We start from the raw sequence: 23581 nt of genomic DNA on the forward strand, positions 1-23581 counted from the left end.
GCGACGGTTCCGTTCATCGCGCGCATGTTTCCTTCATCAACTAAACATTCCGGATGCGAACACGGACGCGCGCCACCGCGTTTTGCCGCAGCCTCACGCGTTTTCTTGCGGTTTTTGCGCTACGTCATTGCACGCCGCGAAACCTTGCATGTCGCGACACGATGCGCGGCAGCGTCACGCGGGCGCGTCGAGATCGGCGCTGCGCGCCGGCACGAATGCCACCGCAACGATCGACAGCGCGAGTCCCGCCATCACGTAATAGGTCGGCGCGAGCGGCGTGCCCGTGACCTTGATCAGCCAGGTGACGATGAACTGGCCGAAGCCGCCGAACAGCATCACCGCGACGTTGTACGCGATCGACAGCCCGGTCGAGCGCACGTTGGCCGGAAACAGCTCGGCGATCATCGCGCCGAACGGGCCGTAGTAGCCCGCGAGCGTCACCGACAGCACGGCCTGCACCGCGATCAGCCGGCCGATGCTCGGTGCGGCGTCGAGCCACGCGAACAGCGGATAGATCAGCGCGAGCGTCAGCACCAGCGACCACAGCGACAATCCCTTGCGGCCGATGCGGTCCGACCATGCGCCCGCGACCGGCGACAGCACGGTGAGCAGCAGGTTGCCGATGATCACCGCGGAGAACGAGTCCGCATACGGCAGCTTCAGCTGCTTCACCGCGAAGGTCGGCAGGTAGCTGATCAGCACGTAGACGGTCACCGTCAGCGCGATCACCGAGCCGAGCCCGCACATCACTTCGCGCGAGTGACGCGCGAACACTTCGCCGAGCGTCGCGCGGCGCGCGTTCTGCCGTGCATGCAGGAATGCTTCGGAATCCGCGAGATGGCGGCGGATATAGAAGCCGATCGGCCCGATCACGAGCCCGATGATGAACGGCACGCGCCAGCCCCAGGCGCGCAGCGCGTCGTGCGACAGCCCGCGCGTGACGGCCGCGCCGACCAGCGCGCCGGCCAGCAGCGCGGCTGCCTGGCTCGCCATCTGCCAGCTGCCGTAGAAGCCGCGCTTCGAGAACGGCGCGGCCTCGATCAGCAGCGCGGTCGCGCTGCCGAACTCGCCGCCCGCCGAGAAGCCCTGCAGCAGGCGGCCGAACACGATCAGCAGCGGGCCGCCGATGCCGATCGCCGCATACGGCGGCGCGACCGCGAGCAGGAAGATGCCGGCCGTCATCAGCAGGATCACGAGCGACAGCGCGGCCTTGCGGCCCGCGCGGTCCGCGTACAGCCCGAGCACGATGCCGCCGATCGGGCGCATGAAGAACGCGACGCCGAACGTCGCGGTCGTCAGCAGCAGCGACGAGTATTCGCTGGAGGTCGGGAAGAACAGCTCGGCGATCACGACCACCATGAAGCTGAACACGGTGAAGTCGTACCATTCGAGCGCGTTGCCGATCACCGCGGCCGCCACCACGCGCCGGTTCAGTGCACGCTCGGGCCGGGCCGTCTTCGTTGAGTTCGCAATCGTCGCCATGCGTGCCTCGTCCTCGTGAATTCGCCGTGTCGGACGGCTCGGCGCACGCGTTGCCGCGGCGCATCGGTTTGCAGCGAGTGTAGAAAGCTGCGGAACCGTTTTCAAGCAATAAAAACGCCCGCCGTCTTTCGACGGCAGGCGTTTTGCGGTTTTCGCGACATTGCGGCACCGCACGATGCCGCACGGGCGTCAGCCCATCTTCGAGAAGGCGCTGCACCAGCCCTTCGCCGACACCTGCTTGCCGGGGAAGGCGCCGCACGGACCCGATGCCGAACCCTTCTTGCCCTGGTACAGCATGCAGGCCGCGCAATCCTGGCCTGCCGCGTATTTCGGATACTTCGCCTTGTCGACCTTGGTGGCGTCGGCCTTGTAGCCGAGCGCCGTCGCGGTCGGATCGCTTTCCGACAGCATCGGCGCATCGGCCAGCGCTTCGCGCGACAGCGCCAGCGCGGACACGACGCCGACGCTCGAAATCAGGAAACTCCGACGGGATGTTTTCATGGGGACTCGCTCCAACGTTATCGGTTTGAAAGCTGTTCTGGCGACAGCTGCTACAGCATAACCGCCCGGCGATAAAACGTGCGCGCCGAAATGCCGGAAATAATGAATTCGACACGGCCGGCCCCGAAGCCGCCCGCTGCGGCGCGTTCAGCCGTACGCGGTCATGTCGCCGACGCGCTGCGCGAGCGCGAGCGACGCGGTCAGCCCCGGCGACTCGATGCCGAACAGGTTCACGAGCCCGCGCACGCCGTGCTGCGCGACGCCCTGCACGACGAAGTCGGCCGGCGGCTCGCCGGGCCCCGCGAGCTTCGGCCGGATCCCCGAGTACGCGGGTTGCAGCGCACCGTCGGGCAGCGCCGGCCAGTACGCGCGGATCGACGCATAGAACGCGGCGGCGCGCGCCGGATCGACTGCGTAGCGCAGCGAGTCGCACCATTCGACGTCCGGCCCGAAACGCGCCTGCCCCGCGAGATCGAGCGTGAGGTGCACGCCGAGCCCCGCGCGGTCGGGCATCGGATAGACGAGATGCGAGAACGGCGCGCGGCCGGACAGGCTGAAATAATTACCGCGCGCGAGGTAGAGCGGCGGCACCCAGCGCGGATCGAGACCGCGCGTGCGGCGCGCCAGCGCCTGCGCGCCGAGGCCCGCGCTGTTGATCACGCACGCGGCCTCGATCTCGGCGGGCGCGGCGCCGCCGGTGCGCACGATGAAGCGCCCGCCGCGCAGCACGTCGATCGACTCGACCGGCGATTGCAGCGCGCAGACGGCGCCGTCGCGCTCCGCGTCGCCGAGCAGCGCGAGCATCAGCTGATGGCTGTCGACGATACCGGTGGACGGCGAGAACAGCGCCTCCACGCATTCGAGCGCGGGCTCGAGCGCCTGCGCCTCGATGCGCGTGAGCGGCAGCAGGTCGAGCACGCCGTTTTCCTCGGCGCGCGCGGCGATCGCCTTCAGCTGCTTCACCTGCGCGGGCGTCGTCGCGACGAGCAGCTTGCCGACGCGCCGGTGCGGCACGTGATGCGTCTCGCAGAAGGCGTACAGCAGGTCGCGCCCGTGCACGCACGAGGTCGCCTTCAACGAGCCGCGCGGATAGTAGAGCCCCGCATGGATCACCTCGCTGTTGCGCGAACTCGTGCCGGTGCCGATCGCATCGGCCGCTTCGAGCACGATCGTTTCACGTCCGCGCGCGGCCAGTTCGCGCGCAATCGCGAGACCGACGACGCCGGCGCCGATCACCACACAATCCATCTGCTCCATGACTTGTCGCGTCGCTAGCGCATCGAGGGGAGACAGAAGAATTGTACGTCCCGGTTCGCCCGCCTGCCGAACCCGGGTGCGACGCGCGGGCTCAGAACCCGATCGGCCTGCGCCGCGCCGCGCCCTCGTCGGCGCGGATGTCGCGCGGCTCGATCGCGTCACGGCCGTCGAGGCGCGCGGCGCCGAACGCGTGCAGCAGCGCGCGACGCATCGTGCGCGGCGGCGTCGCGGCCAGCACGTCGAGCGCGGCGTCGCCGAGCAGGTCGGGGAAGCGCCGGCCCCACGCATGCGAGCCGCGGATCTCGTCGTAGATCGTCTGCGCGATGCGGCGTGCGCCGGCCGCATCGGGCGGCGCGATCTCGTACACGTTCATCCGGTTGAGCAGCGGTTCCGGAATCGCCTGCGCATCGTTCGCGGTCGCGATCCAGATCACGTTGCCCGCATCGATCGGCACCTCGGCGAATTCGTCGATGAACGCGCGTGCGGTGTCGTGCTCGAGCAGCGCGTACAGCGCGCCGAGCGGGTCGTATTGCGCGTCTGCGCCGGCCTTGTCGATCTCGTCGACCGCGATCACCGGGTTCGCGTAGCTGCCGTTCACGAGCGCCTCGAACACCTTGCCCGGCTTCGCGTTCTTCCATTGCGACGACGCGCCCGACAGGATCCAGCCGGCCGTCAGCGAACTCATCGGCACGTAGTGATAGGCGGTGCCGAGCATCTGCGCGAGCGCCTTCGCGAAGTGCGTCTTGCCGATGCCGGGCGGCCCGAGCAGCAGGATCGGCATCAGCTCGAGCCGGTCCTCCGTTTCGAGGCACAGCGCGATCTGCTTGCGCACGTCGTCGAGCGGCTCGGCGAAATTCGGCAACGCCTCGCCCAGCGCGTCGAACGACGGCATCCGGTTCGGCTTCACGCAGAAGCGCAGATTGCCGGTCTTGAGCATCCGTTCATAGGTGGCGCGCAATGCGTCGCTCGCGCTCTCGTTCAGGTCGTTCAGCGCGGTCTCGACCTGCTCGAGGTCGTACACCGTGCTGAAGGACGCCACCGCCAGTTCCTGTTTCACCATCGCCGTCGTCATACCAACCTCGCTACCGCTTGCTGTCACGTCGTCATCAGACCCTTACGATTTTCAGTGTAGCGGGACGAAATCTGCGCGCAAGCAAGCAGCCGCGCGCGGGTGCTGCTAACAGCCGCGGCGCGCTGCACGTGCGGGCGGCGCGGCGTATCATCGACAGTTCACCGGCCGCCGCGCCGCCCTCGCCGGCGGCGCTTCGCGCGCCGCGTCTGCTTTCGTCCCGAAGGGTTGCCGATGTCCGTCCCCGCCGCTTTCCCGCGCGTCGACCGCGACGCGATTCGTGCCGTCGACGCCGCGCTCACGTCGCGCCGCTCGGTGCGCGCCTTCCTGCCGACGCCCGTGCCGCGCGACACGCTCGAAGCGATCCTCGAAGCCGCGAGCCGCGCGCCGTCGGGCACCAACATCCAGCCGTGGCGCGTCTATGTCGCGACCGGCGCGACGCGCGACGCGCTCGCGGCCGCACTCACCGCCGCATACGACGATCCCGCCCGCGACGAGAAATACGTGGCCGAGTACGACTACTACCCGCGCGAATGGGTGTCGCCGTACATCGACCGGCGCCGCAAGGTCGGCTGGGACCTGTACGGGCTGTTGAACATCCGCCGCGACGAAAAGGCGCGCATGCATGCGCAGCATGCGCGCAACTTCCGCTTCTTCGATGCGCCGGTCGCGCTGTTCTTCACGCTCGACCGGATCATGACGCACGGCGCGTGGCTCGACTGCGGGATGTTCCTGCAGGGCGTGATGACGGCCGCGCGCGCCCGCGGCCTCGATACCTGCCCGCAGGCCGCGTTCGTGCCGTTCCACCGGATCGTCGCCGAACACCTCGGCATCCCGGCCAACGAACAGCTCGTGTGCGGGATGTCGCTCGGCCATGCGGATCCGGACGCGATCGAGAACCGCCTCGTCACCGAGCGCGCGAGCGTCGCCGAGTTCGCGCGCTTTTTTGCTTGAAAACGCATGACCCGGACCTACCTTTCGGACAGGACCGCATCGTGCGGCGAACCCGCCGCGTCGCATGCGGTCAGATCACCGCCGAAATCGATCGGGCGTAAGATGTGCGTCCGTTCCCCGCTATCCCGCGTTTCCGGAGAAGTTTCATGCTGAAACACGGCCTGGCCGTCCTGCTCGCGAGCGTCGCGCTCGCCGCCCATGCGCAGAGCCCTGCACCGGCCGTCGTCGCGTGGGAGATCCAGGTGGTCCGCGACGGTCAGACGATCGACACGTTCCAGCAGCGCACCACCGTGGGTCAGACCCGCACCGACACCCATCGCTATCCGTCCGCCGTCTCGGTCGGCTGCGGCAGCGCCGCGCGCGCCGTGCCGACCGAGCGTTCGCGCGCGGTGACGGTCGCCCCGCTCGCCGTCGACGACGGCGCACACACCGTTTCACTCGCGCTCGACGTGCAGGAAACGCTCGACGACGACAGCGCGAAGCCGAGCGACCCGTGCGTGCCGGCGTCGCCGCGGCAGATCGTCGCGAGCCACCCCGGGCTGTCGGTCGGCGCCGACGCGTGGACCGACTGGACGCTCGTCGAACAGCATCCGCACCTCGTGTACCGCGTGCGCGCGCACGTCGCGAAGGACTGACCGCCATGTCCGCCGACGCCCTGTCCCTGCCGTTCGCCGAGCCGCACGCCGCGCCCGACGAACTCACCGCGGTGAGCTGGAACCTGCACAAGGGCCGCTCGCCGCTCGGCTTCACCGCGTGGAACGCGATGCGCAACTGGATGCAGTCGACGCACGCCGACGTGTATTTCCTGCAGGAAGCGATGGCGCGCCGCATGCCGCGCCCGATGCTCGCGCCCGGCTTCGGCGCGCAGATGGACGACGCGTACGACGACGTCTGGCACTGCCAGGCCACCGAGATCGCGCATGCGCTCGACTGGCAGATCGCGCTCGGGCCGAACGTGTTCAAGCCGTCGTGGCGGCACGGCAACGCGATCCTGTCGCCGCATCCGCTCGACCTCGGCGGCCGCTGGGACATCTCGGCGCACCGCTTCGAGCGGCGCGGGCTGCTGGTCGCGCGCGCGACGCTCGCGGGCTCGCGCCCCGTCACGCTGCTGTGCGCGCACCTCGCGCTCACGCGCGCGGCGCGGCTGCGCCAGATGCACTGGATCGCGCACTGGATCGTGCGCAATGCGGGCGACGGCCCGCTCGTGCTCGCCGGCGACTTCAACGACTGGCGCAACGATTCGGTCGCGCTGTTCGGCGAGATCGGGCTGTCCGAGGTCGCGACGCTGCTCGGCCAGTCGGGGCGCACCTTTCCCGCGTTCTCGCCGGCGCTCGCGCTCGACAAGATGTTCGTGCGCGGGCTGACGCCGCTCGAATGGCATGCGCCGTCGGGCGAAACCGCGTGGCTGTCGGATCACCTGCCGTACATCGCGCGCCTGCGCCTCGATCCGCAGTAGCGCGCGGGTGCGCCGAAATGATGCTGTAAGGATTCGTTGCGTCAAATCCGCGCCGCCGCGGGGGTCAAGCCCGCGATGAGCGCAAGCAGGGTAAAATACCGAGTTCCTCAATCGTCTGTCATCGAGAAGGCGCGTGTCTGGCGCGCCGGCCGGCCGATCCGCGATCGGGCCGACGCACTCGGTTTTTGCCCGTTTTTGGGCCCGTTACACGCGATCGCCACGCGCGTCCGTTTTCAAAGCCATGAGCAAATTCGACACCGCCACCGTCCAATCCGTCCATCACTGGACCGACACGCTTTTCAGCTTCACCTGCACCCGTGAGGCCAGCCTGCGCTTCAACAACGGCGAATTCACGATGGTCGGCCTCGAGGTCGACGGCAAGCCGCTCGCGCGCGCCTACTCGATCGTGAGCCCGAACTACGAGGAACACCTCGAGTTCTTCAGCATCAAGGTGCAGGACGGCCCGCTGACGTCGCGCCTGCAGCACCTGAAGGTGGGCGACAAGGTGCTGATCGGCAAGAAGCCGACCGGCACGCTGGTCGCCGACAACCTGCTGCCGGGCAAGACGCTGTGGATGCTGTCGACCGGCACGGGCCTCGCGCCGTTCATGTCGATCATCCGCGACCCGGACATCTACGACCGCTTCGAGCGCGTGATCCTGACGCATACCTGCCGCCTGAAGGGCGAGCTCGCGTACATGGACTACATCAAGCACGACCTGCCGGGCCACGAGTACCTCGGCGACATCATCAAGGAAAAGCTCGTCTACTACCCGACGGTCACCCGCGAGGAGTTCGAGAACGAGGGCCGGATCACCGATCTGATCGCGTCGGGCAAGCTGTTCACCGATCTCGGCGTGCAGCCGTTCTCGCCGGAACACGATCGCGTGATGCTGTGCGGCAGCACCGCGATGCTGAAGGACACGACCGAACTGCTGAAGCAGGCCGGCCTCGTCGAAGGCAAGAACAGCGCGCCGGGCCACTACGTGATCGAGCGCGCGTTCGTCGACTGATCCGTCCCCGGAAGTTGCGCTGCATCAGGAACCGGAGCGAAAGCTCCGGTTTTTTTTCGCCCCTGCCTTGGCGAATTCGTAACAATAGGCGACCATTCCATCTCAAATAGTTACATTTGGACACGCCGCCGCCCCCACCTTCGGTGTCGGTGTTTTTCCTACACCCGGTTCAATCCGATTATTCACAATTACCCTTAAATGTCCGTCCGGCATGACCTTTTCCTTATTTTTGAGATATGATTCGCGGCGCGCGGTCATCGCGCCGATGGACGCCGAAGGGTCGGATGAAGGTGTTACAGGATGTAACTTTTGTTACCTTGGCACGCAGCGATTCTCTGGCGGTCGGCGTCGTCGATCCGACTGCCGATCCGCGCGGCCGGCCGGTGCCTGAACCGCTTTCTGACAGCAGGGAGAGTCATGGATACGTCGCTTAACGCGCCCCCGGGCGCTCACGCCCCGTTCCCGTCGCGGCCGCCCGCCCAGGGCTGCGCCGCCACTGCCCCCATGGCCGCCCCGATCCCGAAACGCGACAGCGGCGCCGCGCGCATCGCGGCGCTGTCCGCCCAATTGCTCGCCGCCGACGAAGCCGCCCGCCGCCATCTGGCCGGCGAGCTGCACGACGGTCTCGGCGCCGAACTCACCGCTGCGCGTTTCGCGCTCGCAAACGTTCAAACGTGGCTGCCGGCCGATGCGCCGGAGGGCTGCCTGCGCGCGCTGGCGCTCGCGCAGCGCGCGCTCGACGCGGCCACCGACGCGAATCGCCGGCTGATCGACGAACGCGCCACGCCGGCGCTCGACGCGGGCGTGGTCGGCGCACTGTCGTCGTGGATCGACGCGCACGCGGCCCGCACCGGCCTGTGCACGAGCTTCGTGTGCGCGGCCGACGCACGCCTGCCGCATCTGGCCGGCGACGGCGCGCTCGCGATCTTCCGCGTCGCGCAGGAAGCGCTGTCGAACGTCGCGAAGCACGCGCGCGCCGCGTCCGTCGACGTGCGGATCGATGCGGACGCCACCGATCTGTCGCTGATCGTTGCCGACGATGGGATCGGTTTCGCGCGCAGCCGCCGCGCCGGTTACGGGCTGGCCAGCATGCGCGCGCGCTGCGAAGCGTTCGGCGGCAGCCTCGACCTCGCACCGGCACCGGCCGGCCGCGGCACGCGCGTCACCGCGCGCTTCGCCTGGGACGCGCTGTTCGCCGCGCCTGCCGCGCGGCGTCGCGCATCGCTGTCGTGAGGTCGCGATGAGCCTGAACATCCTGCTCGTGGACGACCACGCGATCGTCCGGCAAGGGATCTGCCAGCTGCTCGTCGATCGCGGCGTCGCGCGCGAGGTCGTCGAGGCCGAGAACGGCGGCGACGCGCTGGCCGCCGTCGACCGGCAGGCCTTCGACGTGATCCTGCTCGACATCTCGCTGCCGGACACGAACGGCATCGAGGTGCTCAAGCGCCTGAAGCGCAAGCTGCCGCGCACGCCGGTGCTGATGTTCTCGATGTACCGCGAGGACCAGTACGCGGTGCGCGCGCTGAAGGCCGGCGCGGCCGGTTACCTGTCGAAGACGGTCAACGCCGCGCAGATGATCGGCGCGATCCAGCAGGTCGCGGCCGGGCGCAAGTACGTGAGCCCCGCGATGGCCGAGGCGCTCGCCGAATACGTGTCGTTCGAGAACGAGCCGCTGCCGCACGAGAAGCTGTCCGACCGCGAATACCAGACGCTGTGCATGCTCGCGTCGGGCAAGCGGCTCACCGACATCGCCAACACGCTGTCGCTGTCGGTGAAGACGGTCAGCGTGTACCGTTCGCGGCTGCTCGAAAAAATGCGCCTGTCGAACAACGCGGAGCTCACCTTCTACGTGATGAGCAACCGGCTCGTCGACATGTCGCCCGCCTCCGGCGCCTGACGGACCGCCGCATCCCGTCGCCGGGCATGCAAGCGCTTGTTTTATCGGACGATTCCGCGGCGTGCCGTTGCGCCGCAGCGGGTCATTCGCGTCAAATCGGCTAAAATTACGGGTTTTCACTCAGCCAGCGTCGCCACGCCCGCGCGTACTGGCGATTCCACCCGCAATGTCTCTCTTCCGCAAGAAAAACGTCGATCGGATGATCGCCGGCGCGCACGCCGCCGGGCTCAAGAAAGCGCTCGGCGCGATCGACCTCACCTTCCTCGGCATCGGCGCGATCATCGGCACCGGCATCTTCGTGCTGACCGGCACCGGCGCCGTGCAGGCCGGCCCCGCGCTGATGCTGTCGTTCGTGATCGCCGCGATCGCCTGCGGGCTCGCGGCGCTGTCGTATGCCGAATTCGCGTCGACGATTCCGGTCGCCGGCTCGATCTACACGTATTCGTACGCGACGCTCGGCGAACTGGTCGCATGGATCATCGGCTGGGACCTGATGCTCGAATACGGCCTCGCGGCGTCGGCCGTGTCGGTCGGCTGGTCGGGCTACCTGCAGTCGCTGCTGCAGGGCTTCGGGCTGACGCTGCCGACCGTGCTGACGGCCGCACCGGGCGCGGTGCCCGGCGCCGTCACGTGGTTCAACCTGCCCGCGTTCCTGGTGATGCTGGTGATCACGACGCTGCTGTCGATCGGCATCCGCGAGTCGACCCGCATCAACAACATCATGGTGTTCATCAAGGTGTCGGTCGTGCTGCTGGTGATCGCGGTCGGCCTGTTCCACGTGACGCCTGCGAACTGGAAGCCGTTCATGCCGCACGGCTGGAACGGCGTGTTCGGCGCGGCGGCCGTGATGTTCTTCGCGTTCATCGGCTTCGACGCGGTGTCGTCGGCCGCCGAGGAGGTGAAGAATCCGAAGCGCGACCTGCCGATCGGCATCATCGCGTCGCTTGCGGTGTGCGCGGTGCTGTACGTGACGGTCGCCGCGGTCGCGACCGGCATCGTGCCGTCGGCCGAATACGCGAACATCTCGCACCCGATCTCGTATGCGCTGCAGGTGGCCGGCGAGAAGTGGGTCGCGGGCTTCATCGACCTCGGCGCGGTGCTCGGCATGCTGACCGTGATCCTCGTGATGAGCTACGGCCAGACCCGCGTGATCTTCGCGATGTCGCGCGACGGGCTGCTGCCGGCGACGCTGTCGCGCGTGCATCCGCGCTACGCGACGCCGTTCCTGACGACCTGGCTGGTCGGCCTGTTCTTCGGGCTGATCGCCGCGCTGGTGCCGCTCAACGTGCTCGCCGAGCTGATCAACATCGGCACGCTCGCCGCGTTCTCGATGGTGTCGATCGCGGTGCTGGTGCTGCGTCGCACGCACCCGGAACTGCCGCGCGCGTTCCGCTGCCCGGGCGTGCCGGTGGTGCCGATCCTCGCGGTCGCGTCGTGCCTGTTCCTGATGCTGAACCTGCAGCCGATCACGTGGGCCGCGTTCGGCATCTGGCTCGTGATCGGGCTCGTGATCTACTTCCTGTACTCGCGGCATCACTCGAAGCTCGCGCACGCTCACCGCGACGCGCACTGACCGGCGCGCCGGCGCGCATCGCGCGCGCAACGACACGCGCCGCCGCGCGGGGCTGCAACGGCCCCGCGCCTTTCCTCTCCCGCCGAACCGGCCGCACGCGCGCCGCAGCGGCTCCCGCCCCCGCTCGCTGCCCGATCGTCGCATTCTCTTGCCCGATCGTCCGGATTTGCGCACGCGGGCCGCAGCCGCCCTGCACGCGCGCGCCGGGCGGTTCATAATCCCGCCATCGAACGACGGCCGGCACGGCAGGCCGTCCGCAACAGGAATAGATGATGGAAAGCGTCGATCTCGATGTACTGAAATCCAGCGCGCGCTGGCTCGAAGAAGGGCGGCGCGTGCTGCTCGTGACGGTCGTGAAGACCTGGGGCTCGTCGCCGCGCCCCGAAGGCGCGATGCTCGCGGTGCGCGAGGACGGGCTGGTCGTCGGCTCGGTGTCCGGCGGCTGCATCGAGGACGACCTGATCGCCCGCGTGCATGCGAGCGGCATCGCGCCCGACGCGCGCCCGGAAGCCGTGAAATACGGCGTGACGGCCGAGGAGGCGCACCGCTTCGGGCTGCCCTGCGGCGGCACGATCCAGCTCGTGATGGAGCCGCTCACGCGCGACAGCGGGATCGCGGCGCTCTGCGCGGAAATCGAGGCCGGCCGCCTCGTCACGCGCACGATGACGCTCGCCACCGGCCGCGCGTCGCTGTCGCCCGCGCAGGCGACCGACGGGCTCGCCTTCGACGGCGAACGGCTCGTGACGATCCACGGCCCGCGCTTCCGGATGCTCGTGATCGGCGCGGGGCAGCTGTCGCGCTATCTATGCCAGATCGCGGTCGGGCTCGACTACCAGGTGACGGTGTGCGATCCGCGCGTCGAATACACGGACGGCTGGGACGTGCCGGGCACGCGCGTCGTGCATACGATGCCCGACGACACCGTGCTCGACATGAAGCTCGACGCACGCTCGGCCGTGATCGCGCTCACGCACGACCCGAAGCTCGACGACCTCGCGCTGATGGAGGCGCTGAAGACGCCCGCGTTCTACGTCGGGGCACTCGGCTCGCGGCGCAACAACGCGGCGCGGCGCGAGCGGCTGCGCGAATTCGATTTGAACGAAGCGGAACTGGCGCGCCTGCACGGGCCGGCCGGCATCTACATCGGCAGCCGGACGCCGCCGGAAATCGCGATCTCGATTCTCGCGGAAGTCACGGCCGCGAAGAACAACGTGTCGCTGCCGACGATCCTGCAGGTTGAAGGCGCGAAGGCCGCGCGCGAAATCGCCGCGAACAGCGGCACGGCCTGCGGGCTGTAAGCGCGGGCGCGCCCTGGCTGGCACGCCGGCGCACGCGTCAGGCGAGGCCCGCGACGAGCGCGGCGGCGACCGAGCCGGCCACCAGCACGACGCCGACCGTGCGGCGCTTGTTCAGTTCGGTCCACAGCAGCACGCCGGTCAGCGACAGCAGGATCAGCGAGCCCGCGATCGTGTCCATCAGCAGCACCCAGCCGATCCCCATGCCGACGCCGCGATGCAGGCTGTTCAGCGTCGCCAGGAACGAGTTGCTGGTGCGCTTCACCGACACGTAGCCGTTGCCGACCCAGTATTCGGCCTGCAGATTCTGGTGCGGCCCGAACAGGCCGAACTGCCAGTGCTCCGGCTGCATCACGCGCTTGTCGCCCCACGCGACGGCCTGCGCGGGTTCCTTGCGCACGCGGCCCGGGCGACCGTCGAAGTGCAGTTCCTGCTGCAGCCACCGCGTCATCGCGGCCGGCGACTTCGGCACCGGATCGGGCAGCGCGATCTGCATCTGCTCGACCTGCGGCTCGCCGGTCGGGATCTTCAGCGGCGGCGCGCGGTGATTGAGCAGCACGCCCGTCACGCCGAACAGCAGCCCGAGTACCGCGCCCCACAGCCCGACCCAGCCGTGCACCTTGCGCAGCCACTTGATGAAGGTCGCGCGGCGCGAACGATGGCGGCGCGCGGACAGTTCCGCCTCGGTCAGCGGACGTGCCGACGGATGCAGCACGGTGACGCCCGCGCGCGGCGGGTCGATGGTTTCGGGCGCGTTCACGCGAAAGTATCCATTCGTTCAAAACAACGGGCGGCGCGTCGAGAGCGCGCCGCCCGTTCAGCATGAAAATGAGAATGGATATCATTACATAAATTGAGATTAGGCTCAACGGAAGCCGGCCCGCCGCGACGGGCCTGGCAGCCGAAGAAGCCGAATAATGCGAGAAGATTGCGTGGCGATGGCCGACTGTTGGCGGGAAATGCCGACCGAAAGGCCTTTGTAGTGTGGGCGTGTTTTCCGCGCGCCGACGACGCTCAGCGCAGCGGCGGCAGCGGAAAGCGCGGCGGCGCGTCGTCCGGCCCGGCGTCGGTGCGGTCGAGCGCGTACAGCCATGCGAGCAGGTCCGCGACAGCCTGGTAGAGCTGCGGCGGGATCCGGTCGTCGAGATCGACCTGCATCAGCAGCGACACCATCTCGGGCGCCGTATGCACGTAGAGCCCCGCATCGTGCGCACGCGCGACGATCATCTCGGCCAGCGCACCGTAGCCCTTCGCCACCACGCGCGGCGCGGCGTCGCCGCCTTTCGGGTCGTAGACGAGCGCGGCCGCGCGCTTGCGGGACGTCATGCTCATCGCGGCGCCTCGTCGTCGTCCGGCGTGCGCGGCCCGGCCCCGTCGGCTGCGCCGCGCGCATAGGCCGTCGCGGCCGCCTGCGCGGCGAACAGGTCGAACGCGTCGGGCGCGTGGTCGACCGCGCGGATCGACAGTCCGCCCAGTTGCAGCCCCGACCCTTCGAAGCGCCGGCGCAGTGCGGCCTCGTGCTGCGTCAGGCGGTCGGCGCCCGCGTGGCTCGCGCGCAGGCGCGCGACGAGCTGCGCGCCGTTGAGCACCAGTTCCGCATCGACCGTGCCGAGCGACGGCAGCGTCAGCGTCAGGCGCGTGCGCCACGCGATGCCGTCGCCCGCGTCGTCGCCGCCGCGCGGAGCGCGGCCGCCCGGGTCGTCGGGCTCGATCGTCCAGTCGAGCCGCGCGCCGGGCCACGCGTCGCCCGTCCAGCGGAACTGGTCGGTCGCGAGCGCATCGAGCTGCTGCCGCACCAGCGGCACGGCGGCCGGATGCACGGGTGACGGCGTCTGCGCCGGCGCGTCGGACGACGCGGCGGCCAGCTCGGCGCGGGCGGGCGTCCAGCGCAGCTCGGGCGAATCGCCGGGCAGGTCGGCCGCGCCCGGCGGCCACGCTGCATGCGGCCGCGCGGCCGCCGCGGGATCCTGCGCAGGCGCGTAGGACGAGGCGCCGCCCGGTGTGGACGGACCCGACGCGGATACGCCCGGCTGCGCCGCCGCTCGCGCGGCCGGCAGCGACGGACGCTGCGCGAGCAGTTCGTCGAGCGCATCGGGCGGCACCGCATCGGCGTCGCCGGCCTGCGCCGCCGCGAGGCGCGCCTGCGGCTCGCGCAGCAGCGCGGCAAGCGGCCGCTGGCCGGCCAGCCACTGCGCCAGATGGGATTCATAGAACAGGCCGCTTTCGCTGACGGCCTGCGCGAGCGCCGCGCGCAACGCCGTGGCGGGCGGCGGCGCCGCCGCGTCGCGGGCCGCCGAGGCGGCCGACGCCGGCGCGCCCGGCGCGGCGGACGCATCGGCCGAAGCAGCTGGATCGGCCGGATCGGCAAGCAGCACGGCGGGATCGGCAAGCAGCGGCGCGCGTCCGACCACCGCCGGCGTCGCGTCGCCGCCCGCGCGCGAGATCGCGTCGAGCACGCGCCCGACCTCGGACAGCGCCGTCTGCGTGGAGGCCGGCGGCGCGCCGCCCGGCGCGGGCGCAGCGGGCGACGGCGACGCGCCGGCGCCCGGCGTGCCGACCTGCGCGGTCGCCCCGCCGCCGGCGGCCGACGACACGGCGCCGGTCAGCAGGCTGTCGAGGCGGCTCGCCAGCAGCGCGGCCGCAACGGAGTCGATACCGGTCATGATCGGAGCCTGCCCACCTCGGCCACCTCGTTGCGAATGCCGGACACGGCGCCCCGCTCCCGGAACAAACCGGCGCTAGCCGCGCGCGCGGTAGAGATCGGTCAGCACGTGCGTCGAACGCCGCGCCTCGAACAGCGCGGACAGCCGCGCGACTTCCGGGCTGGCGAGATCGCGGATCGCCGCGTCGTCGGCCAGGATCCGGCGGATCAGGTCGAGCTTGCGGCCCAGCTCCGACTCGTCGAGCGCCACGCTGGGCTCGGCCGCCTTCAGCCCGTCGACGAGCCGCAGGTACTCGTCCTGCAGTCCCGGCAGCGCGCTCCAGTCGGCGCCGCGCGCGGCGCGCAGCATCCGGCCCGACACGGCCGCGAGCGCCTCGTAGCGCGCGAAGTAGTCGGCGTTGCGATTCATCGCGCGACGTCCGCGGCCTGTTGCGCGGCCATGCGCGCGACCTCCGGGCCGATGCCCGTCCACGCCTCCTCGAGCGTCGCGAGCAGCCCGTCGACCTCGACCAGCATCGCGTCGCTCGCCTGCGCGTTCGCTTCCAGCAGGCGCCGGCCGATATAGGCGTACAGCGCGTCGAGGCGCGCCGCGATCTCGCCGCCCGCGTCGCGGTTCAGCGACGTCTGCAGGCCGCTCTCGACGATGCGGATCGCCTTGCCGATCGCGTCGCCGCGCGCCGCCACGTTGCCCTGCTGCAGATGCATGCGCGCGAGCGCCACGGCCTGCCGCGCGCCCTGGTACAGCATCGCGATCAGCCGGTGCGGGGAGGCGCCCATCACCCCGGTCTCGACGCCGACACGCGCGTACGCATTGGCTCCAGCGTGTCCTGGGGAAAACATGCGCTTCTCCTTGTTCGGTGCTTTGCTATGCGGATACCGCCGCCGTGCGTCCCACGACGCGGCGTTCTCCCGGAGTTATCGGAAGGGATTTGAAAAGCTTTAGGCAAGCGGGACGGGGTGGGATCGCGGGACGATCGCGCCCCGGATCGCCGGCTGCCGGGCGGGCTGCTTACGCCGCACGGGCAATGGCAAGGGGGCTCGCGGTAGCGGCTCCCGGATGGCCGTGCGCCGTCACACCGACATCTGCATGATGTCGTTGTACGCGCTCACCAGCTTGTTACGGACCTGGAGCCCGAACTGGAAGCCGATGTTGGCTTTCTGCATGTCGACCATCACGTCGTTCAGCGACACGTTCGCGGCGCCGACCTCGAACGCCTGCGCCTCGCCGAGCGCGTGCTGCTGGTCGCCGCTGATCTTGTCGAGCGACGCCTTCATCGCGCTCGCGAACGTGCCGGCCGTCGCGGCGCCGGAGCCGGCGAGCGCCGCCGCCGGGCTCGTCGCGCCGCCCGACGCCTGCGCGGCCATCGCCTGCATCTGTTGCAACACCGAACCGATTCCGCTGACGTTCGCAGTCATGCCGTCCCCACGCATCCATAGAAAGAAAGCCCGGCCGCGCCGGGCGATCCGCCGGCGCCGCACCGCGCGCGCCATGCCGGATCGCGAACAAGCATAGCAGCGCCCCACGCGGCAAAGCCGTGAAAGTACGGGGGAAACCCCGCTCTTTTCGGTCGATCGGAGCGCGCCCCGGATCCCGATAATCGCATCGTGTCATTGTCCGCCCGCTCGCCCGAGCGGCTCAGTCGTCCCGCTCCGGAGAACCTCGACGCATGGATTCGCAGGCCAATTCGCTGATCAACCCCGACGCCCGCGCGGGCCTCGCCAGCCCGGCGCCCGGCGCCGCCGCGGCCGCCGCGCTCCCGGGCTCGGGCGGCGCGGCCGCGGACTTCGGGCTCGGCGGCTTCACCGAACGCATTCCCGGCATCGCGCGGATGAAGGGCAACCCGAAGCTGCCGCTGGTGATCGCCGTCGCCTTCGTCGTGGCGGTCGTCACCGCGCTCGTGCTGTGGAGCCGTGCGCCCGACTATCGCGTGCTGTACAGCAACCTGTCGGACCGCGACGGCGGCGCGATCATTACCGCGCTCCAGCAGGCAAACGTTCCCTACAAGTTCGCCGATGCCGGCGGCGCGATCCTCGTGCCGTCGAACCAGGTCCACGAAACGCGCCTGAAGCTCGCCGCGATGGGCCTGCCGAAAGGCGGCTCGGTCGGCTTCGAGCTGATGGACAACCAGAAATTCGGCATCAGCCAGTTTGCCGAGCAGGTCAACTACCAGCGCGCGCTCGAAGGCGAGCTGCAGCGCACCATCGAGTCGATCAACGCGGTGCGCGGCGCGCGCGTGCACCTGGCGATCCCGAAGCCGTCGGTGTTCGTGCGCGACAAGGAAGCGCCGAGCGCGTCGGTGTTCGTCGACCTTTACCCGGGCCGCGTGCTCGACGAAGGCCAGGTGCAGGCGATCACGCGGATGGTGTCGTCCGGCGTGCCCGACATGTCCGCGAAGAACGTGACGATCGTCGACCAGGACGGCAACCTCCTGACCCAGCCCGCATCGGCGTCCGGCCTCGACGCGAGCCAGCTCAAGTACGTGCAGCAGGTCGAGCAGAACACGCAGAAGCGCATCGACGCGATCCTCGCGCCGATCTTCGGCGCCGGCAACGCACGCTCGCAGGTCAGCGCCGACATCGATTTCTCGCGGCTCGAGCAGACCTCGGAAAACTACGGCCCGAACGGCTCGCCGCAGCAGAGCGCGATCCGCAGCCAGCAGACCAGCACCTCGACCGAGCTCGCGCAAAGCGGTGCATCGGGCGTGCCGGGCGCGCTGTCGAACACGCCGCCGCAGCCCGCGTCCGCGCCGATCGTCGCGGGCAACGGCGCGAACGCGCCGCAGACGACGCCGGTCAGCGACCGCAAGGACCAGACCACCAACTACGAGCTCGACAAGACGATCCGCCATCTCGAACAGCCGATGGGCAGCGTGAAGCGGCTGTCGGTCGCGGTGGTCGTGAACTACCAGCCGGTCGCCGATGCGAAGGGCCACGTGACGATGCAGCCGCTGCCGCCCGCGAAGCTCGCGCAGATCGAGCAGCTCGTGAAGGACGCGATGGGCTACGACGAGAAGCGCGGCGACTCGGTCAACGTCGTGAACAGCGCGTTCTCGACCGTCCCCGACCCGAACGCCGACCTGCCGTGGTGGCGCCAGCCCGACATCGTCGAGATGGCGAAGGAAGCCGCGAAATGGCTCGGCATCGCGGCGGCCGCGGCGGCGCTCTACTTCATGTTCGTGCGGCCGGCGATGCGCCGCGCGTTCCCGCCGCCCGAGCCGGCCGCGCCGGCGCTCGCGGCGCCCGAGGATCCGGTCGCGCTCGACGGGCTGCCCGCGCCGGAACAGGCCGAAGCGGATGATCCGATGCTGCTCGGTTTCGAGAACGAGAAGCACCGCTACGAACGCAACCTCGACTACGCGCGCACGATCGCCCGCCAGGATCCGAAGATCGTCGCGACCGTCGTGAAGAACTGGGTGTCCGATGAACGCTGAAGGCTTGACCAAGAGCGCGCTGCTGCTGATGTCGATCGGCGAGGAAGAGGCGGCGCAGGTATTCAGGTTCCTCGCGCCGCGCGAGGTGCAGAAGATCGGCGCCGCGATGGCCGCGCTGAAGAACGTCACGCGCGAGCAGGTCGAGGACGTGCTGCAGGACTTCGTCAAGGAAGCCGAGCAGCACACCGCGCTGTCGCTCGATTCGAGCGAGTACATCCGCTCGGTGCTGACCAAGGCGCTCGGCGAGGACAAGGCCGGCGTGCTGATCGACCGCATCCTGCAGGGCAGCGACACGAGCGGCATCGAAGGCCTGAAGTGGATGGACTCCGGCGCGGTGGCCGAGCTGATCAAGAACGAGCATCCGCAGATCATCGCGACGATCCTCGTGCACCTCGATCGCGACCAGGCGTCCGAGATCGCGTCGTGCTTCGCCGAGCGGCTGCGCAACGACGTGATGCTGCGCATCGCGACGCTCGACGGCATCCAGCCGGCCGCGCTGCGCGAGCTCGACGACGTGCTGACGGGCCTGCTGTCCGGCAGCGACAACCTGAAGCGCAGCCCGATGGGCGGGATCCGCACCGCGGCCGAGATCCTGAACTTCATGACGAGCATCCACGAGGAAGGCGTGCTCGAAAGCGTGCGCCAGTACGATCCCGATCTCGCGCAGAAGATCATCGACCAGATGTTCGTGTTCGAGAACCTGCTCGACCTCGAGGACCGCGCGATCCAGATGGTGCTCAAGGAAGTCGAGTCGGAGACGCTGATCGTCGCGCTGAAGGGCGCGCCGCCCGCGCTGCGCCAGAAGTTCCTCGCGAACATGTCGCAGCGCGCGGCCGAACTGCTTGCCGAGGATCTCGACGCGCGCGGCCCGGTGCGCGTGTCCGAAGTCGAGACGCAGCAGCGCCGCATCCTGCAGATCGTGCGCAACCTCGCCGAGAGCGGCCAGGTCGTGATCGGCGGTAAGGCGGAAGACGCGTATGTCTGAGTCGGCCAGCGACCGCGCGGGCAGCCTCACCGCCTACCAGCGGTGGGAGATGGCGTCGTTCGATCCGCCGCCGCCCCCGCCGCCGCCCGACGATGCGGCGGCGGCCGCCGCCGCGCTCGCCGAGGAACTGCAGCGCGTGCGCGACGCCGCGCATGCCGAAGGACACGCGGCCGGCCACGTCGAAGGCCAGGCGCGCGGCTACCAGGCGGGCTTCGAGCAGGGCCGCCAGCAAGGCTTCGACACCGGCCTCGCCGAAGCGCGCGAACAGGCCGCGCAGCTCGCGGCGCTCGCCGCGTCGTTTCGTGAAGCGATCGCGAACGCCGAGCACGATCTCGCCGCCGACGTCGCGCAGCTCGCGCTCGACATCGCGCAGCAGGTCGTGCGCCAGCACGTGAAGCATGATCCGGCCGCGCTCGTCGCGGCGGTGCGCGAGGTGCTCGCGGCCGAGCCCGCGCTGTCGGGCGCCCCGCACCTCGCGGTGAATCCGGCCGACCTGCCCGTCGTCGAAGCGTATCTGCAGGACGATCTCGACGCGCTCGGCTGGAGCGTGCGCACCGACGCGTCGATCGAGCGCGGCGGCTGCCGCGCGCATGCGGGGACCGGCGAAGTCGACGCGACGCTGCCGACACGCTGGCAGCGCGTGGCCGCCGCGATCGGCAAGGTGGGCGCGTGGTGACGCCGCGCCCGTCCGACGCGCTCGCGCACGACGGCATGACGCCGCTCGAACGCGAACTCGCGCTCGCGTCGTTCGGCCCGGACGCCGCGCATGACGCGCACGGCACGCACGACATGCAGCCGCCGTCGTCGGCCGCCGCACCCGCCGCGCGCGACCTGCCGCGCGCGCCCGACAATCCGCACCTCGCCCACTGGCGCACGCACCTGAACGCGCTGTCGTCGCGCAGCCGGCACGCGCTGCCGCTGCGCCCGTGCGGGCGACTCACGCGCGCGGCCGGGCTCGTGCTCGAGGCGATCGGGCTGCGCCTGTCGGTCGGCGCCGAATGCACGATCGAACTGCCGCCCGGCAGCACGCTGCCGCACGCGGAAGCGGAAGTCGTCGGCTTCTCCGGCGACCGCCTGTTCCTGATGCCGACCACCGACGTCGCCGGCGTACTGCCCGGCGCGCGCGTATGGCCGCTCGAACGCGCGCCCGTCGCCGATCCGCTCGCGGGCGCGAAGCGCCTGCCGGTCGGATGGGAAATGCTGGGCCGCGTCGTCGACGCGTCGGGCCGGCCGCTCGACGGCCTCGGCCCGCTCGCATCGAAACTCGACGCGCCGCTGTCGGCGCCGTCGATCAACCCGCTCGATCGCGAACCGATCCACCATGTGCTCGACGTCGGCGTGCGCGCGATCAACGGGCTGCTCACCGTCGGCCGCGGACAGCGGATGGGACTGTTCGCCGGCTCGGGCGTCGGCAAGTCGGTGCTGCTCGGCACGATGGCGCGCTATACGAGCGCCGAGGTGATCGTGATCGGGCTGATCGGCGAGCGCGGCCGCGAAGTGAAGGAATTCATCGAGCAGATCCTCGGCGAGGACGGGCTCGCGCGCTCGGTCGTCGTCGCCGCGCCGGCCGACGTGTCGCCGCTGCTGCGGATGCAGGGCGCCGCGTACGCGACGTCGCTCGCCGAATACTTCCGCGACCAGGGCAAGCACGTGCTGCTGCTGATGGATTCGCTGACGCGCTACGCGATGGCGCAGCGCGAGATCGCGCTGGCAATCGGCGAGCCGCCCGCGACCAAGGGCTATCCGCCGTCGGTGTTCGCGAAGCTGCCCGCGCTCGTCGAGCGCACCGGCAACGGGCCGGAAGGTGGCGGCTCGATCACCGCGTTCTATACGGTGCTGACCGAAGGCGACGACCAGCAGGACCCGATCGCCGACTCGGCACGCGCGATCCTCGACGGCCATATCGTGCTGTCGCGCGCGCTCGCCGAGGCCGGCCACTATCCGGCCATCGACATCGAGGCGTCGATCAGCCGCGCGATGACCGCGCTGATCGACGACGCACATCTCGAGCGCGTGCGCCACTTCAAGCAGATGCTGTCGCGCTACCAGCGCAACCGCGACCTGATCGCCGTCGGCGCGTACGCGCCCGGGCGCGACGCGCAGCTCGACCGCGCGATCGCGCTCTATCCGCGCATCGAGTCGTTCCTGCAGCAGGGCTTTCGCGAATGCGCGCCGTTCGCGTCGAGCCTGGCTGCGCTCGATGCGCTGTTCGACCAAGGAGGCTGACGCACATGGCTCACGGCTTTCCCCTGCAGTTCCTGCTCGACCGCGCGCAGGAAGACCTCGACACGGCGGCCAAGCAGCTCGGCGCCGCGCAGCGCGACCGCACGGCGGCCGCCGAGCAGCTCGATGCGCTGCTGCGCTACCGCGACGAGTATCACGTACGCTTCTCGCAATCCGCGCAGCACGGGATGCCGGCCGGCAACTGGCGCAACTTCCAGGCATTCCTCGACACGCTCGACGCGGCGATCGCGCAGCAGCGCAACGTGCTGGCCGCCGCCGAAGTCCGCATCGACGAGGCCCGGCCGAACTGGCAGCAGAAGAAGCGCGCGGTCGGCTCGTACGAGATCCTGCAGGCGCGCGGCGTCGCGCAGGAAGCGCAGCGCGCCGCCAAGCGCGAACAGCGCGACGCCGACGAGCACGCCGCCAAGGTCCTGCGCATGCGGGCCGACGCGGCCCGTTCGTCGTAACCGCTCACCGTTTTCGAACCGAGAATCGCCATGCCTTCCCTGTCCCAGCTCGGCGCGCTGCTCGACACCGCCGGCTCCGCGCTCAAGGCGAGCCGAAGCGCCGCATCGTCCGGCACCGACGCCGCGACGAGCACCGCCCCCGCGCCGTTCGCGCAGACGCTGCAGCAGCGCGTCGTCACGCGGCACGACCAGACCGACGCCGGCACGGCGGCGCCATCGAAGCACGCGACGTCGAAACCGGACGACGACAAGCCGGCCGACGACGCCACGGCAGCCACCGCAGCCGCGTCGGCCGCCACCGCCGCGCCGAACCCCGACGCCGCCGCGCTCGCCGCGGCCGCGGCCGTGCAGGCGCAGTTGCAGACGGGTTCGACGCCGGCCGACGCGGCCGCGCAGCAGGCGGCCCAGGCCGGCCAGCCCGACGCGACGGCCACGGTCGCACCGGCGTCGGTTCAGGACGCCGCGCCCGGTTCGAGCCGCGACGCACTGCACGCAGCGCTGGAGAAGCTGACGGGCAATACCGGCGCGATCGCGATGCCGGCGACGAGCGGCACAGCCGCACCGTCCGCGTCCGCATCGACCGCCGCCGCGCTGCCCGCGAAACTGCCGACCTTCACGCACGCGCTCGCCGACGCGAAAGGCGCGCTCGCCGCCCCGCAAGCGCAGCCGCAGGCAGCCGTACCGGCATTGCAGGCCGACGCGGCCGCGCAATCGGGCGCGCACGCGCTGACGGCGGCCGGCGACAGCGCCGAGCCGAACACCGCCGCGACGCTTGCGGCCGCCGCGACCGCAGCCGCACAGGCGAACCTGCCGGCCTCGCCGGCCGCCGGCGCGGTCGCCGCCGCCAATACGCACGTGCTCGCGCCGCAGGTCGGCAGCACCGACTGGACCGATGCGCTGAGCCAGAAGGTCGTGTTCCTGTCGAATGCGCACCAGCAGAGCGCCGAACTCACGCTGAACCCGCCCGACCTCGGGCCGCTGCAGGTGGTGCTGCGCGTCGCCGACAATCACGCGCATGCGCTGTTCGTGTCGCAGCACGCGCAGGTGCGCGACGCGGTCGAGGCCGCGCTGCCGAAGCTGCGCGAAGCGATGGAAGCGGGCGGGCTCGGGCTCGGCAGCGCGACCGTCAGCGACGGCGGCTTCGCGTCGCAGCAGCAAAACGCGCAGCAGGGTTACGCCGGCGGCCAGTCGTCGCGACGCGCGGGCGCCGGATCGTCAGTCGCCGATGCACCCGTCGACGCCGCGCCGTCCGCATCGGCCGCCGCGACCGTGAGCCGCGCAGGCCTCGTCGATACGTTTGCCTGAGCATCGCCGGCC

At 70.3% G+C, this 23581-nt stretch carries 24 protein-coding genes; 14 read left to right on the top strand and 10 right to left on the bottom strand.

Annotated features, from left to right (window positions below):
* Positions 1 to 174: 174 nt before the first annotated feature.
* The 4 genes from WS57_RS34085 to WS57_RS34100 form a co-directional block, all read right to left on the bottom strand.
* Positions 175 to 1482 carry an MFS transporter gene (locus WS57_RS34085; protein WP_040128458.1) on the bottom strand — a complete coding sequence of 436 codons (1308 nt, stop codon included), beginning with the start codon at positions 1480 to 1482 and terminating at the stop codon, positions 175 to 177.
* Positions 1483 to 1671: 189 nt separating this feature from the next.
* Positions 1672 to 1983: a high-potential iron-sulfur protein gene (locus tag WS57_RS34090; RefSeq protein ID WP_009692637.1), complete on the bottom strand. Its 312-nt coding sequence runs from the start codon at positions 1981 to 1983 to the stop codon at positions 1672 to 1674.
* A gap of 147 nt (positions 1984 to 2130) precedes the next feature.
* Positions 2131 to 3240: an NAD(P)/FAD-dependent oxidoreductase gene (locus tag WS57_RS34095; RefSeq protein ID WP_009692638.1), complete on the bottom strand. Its 1110-nt coding sequence runs from the start codon at positions 3238 to 3240 to the stop codon at positions 2131 to 2133.
* 91 nt (positions 3241 to 3331) lie between these two features.
* Positions 3332 to 4312, bottom strand: coding sequence for an AAA family ATPase (locus WS57_RS34100; RefSeq protein WP_040128461.1), 981 nt, complete (start codon positions 4310 to 4312; stop codon positions 3332 to 3334).
* A 231-nt stretch (positions 4313 to 4543) separates the two neighbouring features.
* Between WS57_RS34100 and WS57_RS34105 the strand changes: the two genes are divergently transcribed.
* The 8 genes from WS57_RS34105 to WS57_RS34140 all read left to right on the top strand — a co-directional run bounded on the left by WS57_RS34105 (position 4544) and on the right by WS57_RS34140 (position 12499).
* Positions 4544 to 5263, top strand: coding sequence for a nitroreductase (locus WS57_RS34105; protein WP_059516862.1), 720 nt, complete (start codon positions 4544 to 4546; stop codon positions 5261 to 5263).
* Positions 5264 to 5409: 146 nt separating this feature from the next.
* Positions 5410 to 5898, top strand: a complete 489-nt coding sequence (locus WS57_RS34110) for a hypothetical protein (protein WP_009688095.1) — start codon at positions 5410 to 5412, stop codon at positions 5896 to 5898.
* 5 nt (positions 5899 to 5903) lie between these two features.
* Positions 5904 to 6719, top strand: a complete 816-nt coding sequence (locus WS57_RS34115; protein WP_040128463.1) for an endonuclease/exonuclease/phosphatase family protein — start codon at positions 5904 to 5906, stop codon at positions 6717 to 6719.
* 241 nt (positions 6720 to 6960) lie between these two features.
* Positions 6961 to 7731, top strand: a complete 771-nt coding sequence (locus WS57_RS34120; protein ID WP_009688092.1) for a ferredoxin--NADP reductase — start codon at positions 6961 to 6963, stop codon at positions 7729 to 7731.
* A 417-nt stretch (positions 7732 to 8148) separates the two neighbouring features.
* Positions 8149 to 8964, top strand: a complete 816-nt coding sequence (rqpS, locus tag WS57_RS34125; RefSeq protein WP_069245395.1) for a quorum system sensor histidine kinase RqpS — start codon at positions 8149 to 8151, stop codon at positions 8962 to 8964.
* 7 nt (positions 8965 to 8971) lie between these two features.
* On the top strand, positions 8972 to 9628 hold the full coding sequence (rqpR, locus tag WS57_RS34130; RefSeq protein ID WP_040128465.1) for a response regulator transcription factor RqpR: 657 nt from the start codon (positions 8972 to 8974) through the stop codon (positions 9626 to 9628).
* 166 nt (positions 9629 to 9794) lie between these two features.
* On the top strand, positions 9795 to 11201 hold the full coding sequence (locus WS57_RS34135) for an amino acid permease (protein WP_009691260.1): 1407 nt from the start codon (positions 9795 to 9797) through the stop codon (positions 11199 to 11201).
* A gap of 272 nt (positions 11202 to 11473) precedes the next feature.
* On the top strand, positions 11474 to 12499 hold the full coding sequence (locus tag WS57_RS34140) for an XdhC family protein (RefSeq protein ID WP_009689660.1): 1026 nt from the start codon (positions 11474 to 11476) through the stop codon (positions 12497 to 12499).
* A 37-nt stretch (positions 12500 to 12536) separates the two neighbouring features.
* Here the strand turns inward: WS57_RS34140 and WS57_RS34145 are convergent, their stop codons facing one another.
* From WS57_RS34145 to fliE, 6 genes are all read right to left on the bottom strand, one after another.
* Positions 12537 to 13256 (bottom strand): PepSY-associated TM helix domain-containing protein, encoded by a 720-nt coding sequence (locus tag WS57_RS34145; RefSeq protein ID WP_009689661.1) that lies wholly within the window; start codon positions 13254 to 13256, stop codon positions 12537 to 12539.
* Positions 13257 to 13510: 254 nt separating this feature from the next.
* Complete coding sequence (locus tag WS57_RS34150) at positions 13511 to 13828, bottom strand: EscU/YscU/HrcU family type III secretion system export apparatus switch protein (RefSeq protein WP_009689662.1); 318 nt, start codon at positions 13826 to 13828, stop codon at positions 13511 to 13513.
* Positions 13825 to 15159 (bottom strand): flagellar hook-length control protein FliK, encoded by a 1335-nt coding sequence (locus tag WS57_RS34155; RefSeq protein ID WP_059516866.1) that lies wholly within the window; start codon positions 15157 to 15159, stop codon positions 13825 to 13827. Before WS57_RS34155 ends, WS57_RS34150 begins: the two co-directional genes overlap by 4 nt.
* A gap of 75 nt (positions 15160 to 15234) precedes the next feature.
* Entirely contained in the window at positions 15235 to 15567 is a 333-nt protein-coding gene (locus WS57_RS34160; protein ID WP_009689772.1) for a flagellar protein FliT, read from the bottom strand.
* The gene (gene fliS, locus WS57_RS34165; RefSeq protein ID WP_040128471.1) at positions 15564 to 15998 is read right to left on the bottom strand and encodes a flagellar export chaperone FliS; all 435 of its coding nucleotides are present in this window, start codon (positions 15996 to 15998) and stop codon (positions 15564 to 15566) included. The genes WS57_RS34160 and fliS overlap by 4 nt, the downstream gene beginning before the upstream one ends.
* 231 nt (positions 15999 to 16229) lie before the next feature.
* Positions 16230 to 16574: a flagellar hook-basal body complex protein FliE gene (fliE, locus tag WS57_RS34170; RefSeq protein WP_040128472.1), complete on the bottom strand. Its 345-nt coding sequence runs from the start codon at positions 16572 to 16574 to the stop codon at positions 16230 to 16232.
* Positions 16575 to 16825: 251 nt separating this feature from the next.
* On the opposite strand from fliE, the gene fliF reads away from it, so the two are divergent.
* From fliF to WS57_RS34200, 6 genes are read left to right on the top strand one after another with little or no spacing between them, the layout of a single operon-like run.
* Complete coding sequence (gene fliF, locus WS57_RS34175) at positions 16826 to 18589, top strand: flagellar basal-body MS-ring/collar protein FliF (RefSeq protein ID WP_069245396.1); 1764 nt, start codon at positions 16826 to 16828, stop codon at positions 18587 to 18589.
* Complete coding sequence (gene fliG, locus WS57_RS34180) at positions 18579 to 19574, top strand: flagellar motor switch protein FliG (protein ID WP_040128474.1); 996 nt, start codon at positions 18579 to 18581, stop codon at positions 19572 to 19574. Before fliF ends, fliG begins: the two co-directional genes overlap by 11 nt.
* Positions 19567 to 20250, top strand: a complete 684-nt coding sequence (fliH, locus tag WS57_RS34185) for a flagellar assembly protein FliH (protein ID WP_069245397.1) — start codon at positions 19567 to 19569, stop codon at positions 20248 to 20250. The genes fliG and fliH overlap by 8 nt, the downstream gene beginning before the upstream one ends.
* Before the next feature lie 35 nt (positions 20251 to 20285).
* Positions 20286 to 21800, top strand: coding sequence for a flagellar protein export ATPase FliI (fliI, locus tag WS57_RS34190; protein WP_409070504.1), 1515 nt, complete (start codon positions 20286 to 20288; stop codon positions 21798 to 21800).
* Positions 21801 to 21805: 5 nt separating this feature from the next.
* Entirely contained in the window at positions 21806 to 22264 is a 459-nt protein-coding gene (gene fliJ / locus WS57_RS34195) for a flagellar export protein FliJ (RefSeq protein WP_009693656.1), read from the top strand.
* Between the two features lie 30 nt (positions 22265 to 22294).
* Positions 22295 to 23569 carry a flagellar hook-length control protein FliK gene (locus WS57_RS34200; protein ID WP_069245398.1) on the top strand — a complete coding sequence of 425 codons (1275 nt, stop codon included), beginning with the start codon at positions 22295 to 22297 and terminating at the stop codon, positions 23567 to 23569.
* The last annotated feature ends 12 nt before the right edge of the window (positions 23570 to 23581 follow it).

The sequence above is a fragment of the Burkholderia pseudomultivorans genome (genome assembly GCF_001718415.1).
Lineage (GTDB): Bacteria > Pseudomonadota > Gammaproteobacteria > Burkholderiales > Burkholderiaceae > Burkholderia > Burkholderia pseudomultivorans_A.

What these genes read in the sequence shown, in the direction of transcription:
- WS57_RS34100 (WP_040128461.1), bottom strand. Translation starts at nt 4,312, where the DNA reads ATGACGACGGCGATGGTGAAACAGGAACTGGCGGTGGCGTCCTTCAGC.
- WS57_RS34150 (WP_009689662.1), bottom strand. Translation starts at nt 13,828, where the DNA reads ATGAGCATGACGTCCCGCAAGCGCGCGGCCGCGCTCGTCTACGACCCG.
- fliS (WP_040128471.1), bottom strand. Translation starts at nt 15,998, where the DNA reads ATGTTTTCCCCAGGACACGCTGGAGCCAATGCGTACGCGCGTGTCGGC.
- WS57_RS34105 (WP_059516862.1), top strand. Translation starts at nt 4,544, where the DNA reads ATGTCCGTCCCCGCCGCTTTCCCGCGCGTCGACCGCGACGCGATTCGT.
- WS57_RS34090 (WP_009692637.1), bottom strand. Translation starts at nt 1,983, where the DNA reads ATGAAAACATCCCGTCGGAGTTTCCTGATTTCGAGCGTCGGCGTCGTG.
- fliE (WP_040128472.1), bottom strand. Translation starts at nt 16,574, where the DNA reads ATGACTGCGAACGTCAGCGGAATCGGTTCGGTGTTGCAACAGATGCAG.
- fliJ (WP_009693656.1), top strand. Translation starts at nt 21,806, where the DNA reads ATGGCTCACGGCTTTCCCCTGCAGTTCCTGCTCGACCGCGCGCAGGAA.
- WS57_RS34110 (WP_009688095.1), top strand. Translation starts at nt 5,410, where the DNA reads ATGCTGAAACACGGCCTGGCCGTCCTGCTCGCGAGCGTCGCGCTCGCC.
- WS57_RS34120 (WP_009688092.1), top strand. Translation starts at nt 6,961, where the DNA reads ATGAGCAAATTCGACACCGCCACCGTCCAATCCGTCCATCACTGGACC.
- WS57_RS34155 (WP_059516866.1), bottom strand. Translation starts at nt 15,159, where the DNA reads ATGACCGGTATCGACTCCGTTGCGGCCGCGCTGCTGGCGAGCCGCCTC.
- fliF (WP_069245396.1), top strand. Translation starts at nt 16,826, where the DNA reads ATGGATTCGCAGGCCAATTCGCTGATCAACCCCGACGCCCGCGCGGGC.
- rqpS (WP_069245395.1), top strand. Translation starts at nt 8,149, where the DNA reads ATGGATACGTCGCTTAACGCGCCCCCGGGCGCTCACGCCCCGTTCCCG.
- WS57_RS34095 (WP_009692638.1), bottom strand. Translation starts at nt 3,240, where the DNA reads ATGGAGCAGATGGATTGTGTGGTGATCGGCGCCGGCGTCGTCGGTCTC.
- WS57_RS34200 (WP_069245398.1), top strand. Translation starts at nt 22,295, where the DNA reads ATGCCTTCCCTGTCCCAGCTCGGCGCGCTGCTCGACACCGCCGGCTCC.
- WS57_RS34085 (WP_040128458.1), bottom strand. Translation starts at nt 1,482, where the DNA reads ATGGCGACGATTGCGAACTCAACGAAGACGGCCCGGCCCGAGCGTGCA.
- fliG (WP_040128474.1), top strand. Translation starts at nt 18,579, where the DNA reads ATGAACGCTGAAGGCTTGACCAAGAGCGCGCTGCTGCTGATGTCGATC.
- WS57_RS34135 (WP_009691260.1), top strand. Translation starts at nt 9,795, where the DNA reads ATGTCTCTCTTCCGCAAGAAAAACGTCGATCGGATGATCGCCGGCGCG.
- fliH (WP_069245397.1), top strand. Translation starts at nt 19,567, where the DNA reads ATGTCTGAGTCGGCCAGCGACCGCGCGGGCAGCCTCACCGCCTACCAG.
- fliI (WP_409070504.1), top strand. Translation starts at nt 20,286, where the DNA reads ATGACGCCGCTCGAACGCGAACTCGCGCTCGCGTCGTTCGGCCCGGAC.
- WS57_RS34115 (WP_040128463.1), top strand. Translation starts at nt 5,904, where the DNA reads ATGTCCGCCGACGCCCTGTCCCTGCCGTTCGCCGAGCCGCACGCCGCG.
- rqpR (WP_040128465.1), top strand. Translation starts at nt 8,972, where the DNA reads ATGAGCCTGAACATCCTGCTCGTGGACGACCACGCGATCGTCCGGCAA.
- WS57_RS34160 (WP_009689772.1), bottom strand. Translation starts at nt 15,567, where the DNA reads ATGAATCGCAACGCCGACTACTTCGCGCGCTACGAGGCGCTCGCGGCC.
- WS57_RS34140 (WP_009689660.1), top strand. Translation starts at nt 11,474, where the DNA reads ATGGAAAGCGTCGATCTCGATGTACTGAAATCCAGCGCGCGCTGGCTC.